The organism is Bacillus marasmi, assembly GCF_902168435.1.
Classification (GTDB): Bacteria; Bacillota; Bacilli; order Bacillales; family Cytobacillaceae; genus Bacillus_BU; species Bacillus_BU marasmi.
This window is the reverse complement of the sequence record NZ_LR656199.1, coordinates 1,609-4,685: the sequence shown is the minus strand read 5'-3', so window position 1 is coordinate 4,685 and position 3,077 is coordinate 1,609. Positions and strand designations below refer to the sequence as shown.

Here is a 3,077-nt window from a genome sequence, read left to right as displayed (position 1 = left end):
TTGGTTAAGTCCTCGATCGATTAGTATCAGTCAGCTCCACATGTCGCCACGCTTCCACCTCTGACCTATCAACCTGATCATCTTTCAGGGATCTTACTAGCTTACGCTATGGGAAATCTCATCTTGAGGGGGGCTTCATGCTTAGATGCTTTCAGCACTTATCCCGTCCGCACATAGCTACCCAGCGATGCCTTTGGCAAGACAACTGGTACACCAGCGGTGCGTCCATCCCGGTCCTCTCGTACTAAGGACAGCTCCTCTCAAATTTCCTACGCCCACGACGGATAGGGACCGAACTGTCTCACGACGTTCTGAACCCAGCTCGCGTACCGCTTTAATGGGCGAACAGCCCAACCCTTGGGACCGACTACAGCCCCAGGATGCGATGAGCCGACATCGAGGTGCCAAACCTCCCCGTCGATGTGGACTCTTGGGGGAGATAAGCCTGTTATCCCCGGGGTAGCTTTTATCCGTTGAGCGATGGCCCTTCCATGCGGAACCACCGGATCACTAAGCCCGACTTTCGTCCCTGCTCGACTTGTAGGTCTCGCAGTCAAGCTCCCTTGTGCCTTTACACTCTACGAATGATTTCCAACCATTCTGAGGGAACCTTTGGGCGCCTCCGTTACTTTTTAGGAGGCGACCGCCCCAGTCAAACTGCCCACCTGACACTGTCTCCTACCCCGATTAGGGGTATGGGTTAGAATTTCAATACAGCCAGGGTAGTATCCCACCGATGCCTCCACCGAAGCTGGCGCTCCGGCTTCTACGGCTCCTACCTATCCTGTACAAGCTGTACCAAAATTCAATATCAGGCTACAGTAAAGCTCCACGGGGTCTTTCCGTCCTGTCGCGGGTAACCTGCATCTTCACAGGTACTATAATTTCACCGAGTCTCTCGTTGAGACAGTGCCCAGATCGTTACGCCTTTCGTGCGGGTCGGAACTTACCCGACAAGGAATTTCGCTACCTTAGGACCGTTATAGTTACGGCCGCCGTTTACTGGGGCTTCGGTTCAAAGCTTCGCTTGCGCTAACCTCTCCCCTTAACCTTCCAGCACCGGGCAGGCGTCAGCCCCTATACTTCGCCTTGCGGCTTTGCAGAGACCTGTGTTTTTGCTAAACAGTCGCCTGGGCCTATTCACTGCGGCTCTTCTAGGCTTTAACACCCAAAAGAGCACCCCTTCTCCCGAAGTTACGGGGTCATTTTGCCGAGTTCCTTAACGAGAGTTCTCTCGCTCACCTTAGGATTCTCTCCTCGCCTACCTGTGTCGGTTTGCGGTACGGGCACCTTTTATCTCGCTAGAAGCTTTTCTTGGCAGTGTGGAATCAGGAACTTCGGTACTATATTTCCCTCGGCATCACAGCTCAGCCTTTGCGATGAACGGATTTTCCTATTCATCGGCCTAACTGCTTACACGCACATATCCAGCAGTGCGCTTACCCTATCCTCCTGCGTCCCTCCATCGCTCAAACGATAAATAGGTGGTACAGGAATATCAACCTGTTGTCCATCGCCTACGCCTTTCGGCCTCGGCTTAGGTCCCGACTAACCCTGAGCGGACGAGCCTTCCTCAGGAAACCTTAGGCATTCGGTGGATGGGATTCTCACCCATCTTTCGCTACTCATACCGGCATTCTCACTTCTAAGCGCTCCACCAGTCCTTACGGTCTAGCTTCAACGCCCTTAGAACGCTCTCCTACCACTGACATCGTAGATGTCAATCCACAGCTTCGGTGATACGTTTAGCCCCGGTACATTTTCGGCGCAGAGTCACTCGACCAGTGAGCTATTACGCACTCTTTAAATGGTGGCTGCTTCTAAGCCAACATCCTGGTTGTCTAAGCAACTCCACATCCTTTTCCACTTAACGTATACTTTGGGACCTTAGCTGGTGGTCTGGGCTGTTTCCCTTTTGACTACGGATCTTATCACTCGCAGTCTGACTCCCACGGATAAGTCTTTGGCATTCGGAGTTTGTCTGAATTCGGTAACCCGATGAGGGCCCCTAGTCCAAACAGTGCTCTACCTCCAAGACTCTTACTACGTGAGGCTAGCCCTAAAGCTATTTCGGAGAGAACCAGCTATCTCCAAGTTCGATTGGAATTTCTCCGCTACCCACACCTCATCCCCGCACTTTTCAACGTGCGTGGGTTCGGGCCTCCAGTTGGTGTTACCCAACCTTCACCCTGGACATGGGTAGATCACCTGGTTTCGGGTCTACGACCACATACTCATTCGCCCTATTCAGACTCGCTTTCGCTGCGGCTCCGTCTTATCAACTTAACCTTGCATGGGATCGTAACTCGCCGGTTCATTCTACAAAAGGCACGCCATTACCCATTAACGGGCTTTGACTACTTGTAGGCACACGGTTTCAGGATCTCTTTCACTCCCCTTCCGGGGTGCTTTTCACCTTTCCCTCACGGTACTGGTTCACTATCGGTCACTAGGGAGTATTTAGCCTTGGGAGATGGTCCTCCCAGCTTCCGACCGGATTTCACGTGTCCGGCCGTACTCAGGATCCACTCAGGAGGGAACGAAGTTTCAACTACAGGGCTTTTACCTTCTCTGGCTGAACTTTCCAGTTCAATTCATTTACCCCGTTCCTTTGTAACTCCATGTAGAGTGTCCTACAACCCCAAGAGGCAAGCCTCTTGGTTTGGGCTATGTCCCGTTTCGCTCGCCGCTACTCAGGGAATCGCGTTTGCTTTCTCTTCCTCCGGGTACTTAGATGTTTCAGTTCCCCGGGTATGCCTTCAATACCCTATGTATTCAGGTAAAGATACTACTCCATTACGAGCAGTGGGTTCCCCCATTCGGAAATCTCCGGATCGAAGCTTACTTACAGCTCCCCGAAGCATATCGGTGTTAGTACCGTCCTTCATCGGCTCCTAGTGCCAAGGCATCCACCGTGCGCCCTTTCTAACTTAACCTAAAGGTTAATCTCTTAATATATAAGAGAGAAAAAACTAATGTGGTGATTCTCGGTTATTACATTTCTTCATACGATTATCTAGTTTTCAAAGAACGAATATTTCTTAGAGGAATTGCTCCCTCAAAACTAAACAAACAAA

The 3,077-nt window shown here is 51.2% G+C and carries 1 rRNA gene; it reads right to left on the bottom strand.

The features are described 5' to 3' along the window. Nucleotides 1-2,936: ribosomal RNA gene (locus FXW34_RS22660) — 23S ribosomal RNA — on the bottom strand. Between the last annotated feature and the right edge of the window lie 141 nt (nt 2,937-3,077).